Genomic DNA, 3013 nt, shown 5'->3' on the forward strand with positions numbered 1-3013 from the left:
TCCGACCAGAACCTCTGGTTCCATAAACAGAACTCCGTTCCGTTACCTCTCTTCTTGGCTTAGATCAAAACCTCTGGCCCCATGAACAGAACTCAGTTCCGCTAGCTCTCTTCTTGGCTTTGACAATATCCTCTGGTTCTATGAACAGAATTCAGTTCCGTTACCTCTCTTCTTGTTAGATCAAAACCTCTAGCTGGAGGAACCTATAAATGCAGTCAACGAATTCAATTCTCTTATGAAAGAGAGTGATGAATTTTTAGAGAGCAACATCTCATCGAACATATGTTTGATTTTTGAAAATAAATGTGCTATACTACATAAAGACATATTTAACTATTTTTACTATGTTTTGTTAAGGAGACCAGCTATGAAAAATCAAGTATAAATTAGCAAAATATTTCTTTTTCGTATCGATGGTAAAATAGGGTAACTTTAATAGAGCTCCCTCAGGGTGCTTTTTCAAAATCTATCGATATTGGTATACAGACCTCTTATTCGAGGTTAAATTCAACTTCGTCAGTGAGCATCTTCCAGATGATTCTGACTAACTTGCCGGAACAGTGCCCAAGGGCATTATAGTGAGTTCGGCCTTCTGCCCTCTTGGCATCATAATAAGCCTTGAAGGTGTCGTTGTTTCTTACAACGTTCCAAGCTGCATTTACTAAGGCATATCGCAGTACACGAGAGCCACGTTTGGACATACGAGTTCGTTTAGCCTGAAAGTTTCCAGATTGATATACGGACGGATCTAAACCAGCAAAAGCAAGCAGCTTGTTAGGATTGGAGAAACGGTGAATATCACCTATTTCACCAAGAATCATTCCGCCATTTATGTATCCGATACCAGGAATGGTCATGATGACTGAGTCATTGAAATTCATGATGTCCGTCATTTCTGCTTCAATCTTATTTAATTGGCTATCCAGTAACTCGATTTGTTGAATGGTCTGGGTTATCTGAATAGATATAGCGCTGTCGTTTGCACCGACAGACTTCTGTGCCAGAACTCTTAATTCTTTGGCCTGCTCCTTTGTAAAGTGACCATGAGACTTGACTTTGAGCAGATTTGCCAGATGAGTCATATGCATGGAAGCAATCTCGTTAGGAGAAGGTGCTTCATTAAGAAGGGCATAGACAGCATTCTGATGCAGACCGGATTTAAAGAAGTATTGCAATTCCGGGAAGACCTGATCAACATAGGTTGTCAGTTGGATTTTAAGGCGGGTTCGCTGTTTTATCGTTTTCTGGCGAAAGCGTCCAAGAGCTTTTAAGTCCATCAGATCAAGATCATAGAAGCTGACAAACCGTAAGGAATCCTGCATCATTAGAGTTTTAGCAATAACGTAAGTGTCGACCTTATCTGTCTTAGTTTTGCGAATGTTGTTCTTTCGCATCTGAGACGTCTTAATAGGGTTGAGAACACACACTTTGAAAAGACTGGCAACAAGGTGTCGAACAAGGTTGTCACCGTAGTGTGCCGTCGACTCAAGACCGATGATGGTGCTGTCCTTATCGAATGATTCGATTTTGGAAATCAGCAGTTGGAAGCCATCAGCGTCATTTGTGAATTTGAACGGCTCAATGAGTATCTCGCCCTCCGAAGAAACGGCAGCGGCGAAATGGTTAAGTTTGGCAATATCAATACCAACGTAAATCATGAGGTTGTACCTCCCTTTCGTAAGATCTGATACCGTGATATCCACCAGCGATTATCATCGTAGACTTGATTGAAATAAGTACTCATTGGAACAAAGTGCTCCGGTACATCCAGCATATAAACAATTCAGATAAAGGTAGCGGCAATACACTCCAGTTGAGTAGTCAAAGCTACAGGAAAAAATCAAAAGTCCACAGTATCTGAATGTATTATAACCACGATATTAAGAAGAAAGGAACGTGTGATAATTAACTTCCTAATTATCATACAAGGAAAAAATCAAAAGTCCACAGTATCTGAATGTATTATAACCACGATATTAAGAAGAAAGGAACGTGTGATAATTAACTTCCTAATTATCATACAAGTCAAAAAAATGATTAATAATTGTGAAAAAAACGAATGCTTAACTTTTCTTGAAACCGGTTTAAACGCCTTAGAGAAAATCAGCTGGTACGGGGAAACTGAATTTACATGCCCTATATGTGGATACGATAAAGCTAATGCGAAGAGAATTAAAACACCAAATAATATCAGAAATAAAGTTACATGGCTATATTGTGAAGAATGCGGTATGCTATTCCACGGGTAAAAGGAGTGATTAAATATGCTTGGAGATTGTAGACTTGATCCAGATATAAATCAGTGCCCACATTTTGATTCAAACAAAGGCAAATGTGCAATTGAGAATGAATCATGTGGATTTTATGGAAAATCTAAGATTAAAACTGAACCAGAGCATGTCAGACAGCCACGGTGGTATGAAAAATATTATAAATAGGGAATATAACTGAATGGGATCTTTTGGCATAGGAACTAACACAAACAAAATTGACAGTGGTTATATTAGGGAAGATACTTATCCAGTAGCTTGCATGGCCTGGTATGCCCCTGGCTATCCGCCCCGACCATTACTGGCTAAATTTAAAGATCATGAGGGTATAATTCAAACCATAAATTTGAACATAGAAACCACAGATATAAAATACTATAATAGTTTTCCAGTATACGAATACAGATGCATGTCCATCATAAATAAAACACAGTATGGCTTTAAGTTGCTTTTTTATATTTTAGAGTGTAAATGGGTCATGATAATTTAATATTTTATAGTATTCGCGGGGCTGTAATTACCCAATGTTTTCCCATGAACAGAACTCAGTTCCGCTCATCAGCCCCAGCTTCATCTCCTAGGATCTTCCCAAATGCTTTCTCGTGAACGGAACTCAGTTCCGTTCATCAGCTACGGCTTCTCCTTCTGGCATATTTCCAAATGCTTTCCCATAATCGGAACTCAGTTTCGCTCATCAGCTAAAGCTTCTCCTCCTGGGATATTCCCAAATGCTTTCCCTTAAA

The 3013-nt window shown here is 38.9% G+C and carries 3 protein-coding genes; 2 read left to right on the plus strand and 1 reads right to left on the minus strand.

All coding sequences use genetic code 11. The features are described from left to right. Nucleotides 1-491 precede the first annotated feature (491 nt). On the minus strand, nt 492-1658 hold the full coding sequence (locus RZO55_RS00865; RefSeq protein WP_318062415.1) for an IS110 family RNA-guided transposase: 1167 nt from the start codon (nt 1656-1658) through the stop codon (nt 492-494). Nucleotides 1659-2264: 606 nt separating this feature from the next. Between RZO55_RS00865 and RZO55_RS00870 the strand changes: the two genes are divergently transcribed. Together RZO55_RS00870 and RZO55_RS00875 are read left to right on the plus strand one after the other, a co-directional pair. Next, on the plus strand, nt 2265-2438 hold the full coding sequence (locus tag RZO55_RS00870) for a hypothetical protein (protein ID WP_318062416.1): 174 nt from the start codon (nt 2265-2267) through the stop codon (nt 2436-2438). 13 nt (nt 2439-2451) lie between these two features. Further along, nucleotides 2452-2760 carry a hypothetical protein gene (locus RZO55_RS00875; protein WP_318062417.1) on the plus strand — a complete coding sequence of 103 codons (309 nt, stop codon included), beginning with the start codon at nt 2452-2454 and terminating at the stop codon, nt 2758-2760. Nucleotides 2761-3013 lie beyond the last annotated feature (253 nt).

The sequence above is a fragment of the Clostridium boliviensis genome (assembly GCF_033342255.1).
GTDB lineage: Bacteria > Bacillota > Clostridia > Lachnospirales > Lachnospiraceae > Lacrimispora > Lacrimispora boliviensis.

Bases quoted from the DNA above. Each gene is read 5' to 3' on its own strand.
- RZO55_RS00875 (WP_318062417.1), top strand. From the start codon at position 2,452: ATGGGATCTTTTGGCATAGGAACTAACACAAACAAAATTGACAGTGGT.
- RZO55_RS00870 (WP_318062416.1), top strand. From the start codon at position 2,265: ATGCTTGGAGATTGTAGACTTGATCCAGATATAAATCAGTGCCCACAT.
- RZO55_RS00865 (WP_318062415.1), bottom strand. From the start codon at position 1,658: ATGATTTACGTTGGTATTGATATTGCCAAACTTAACCATTTCGCCGCT.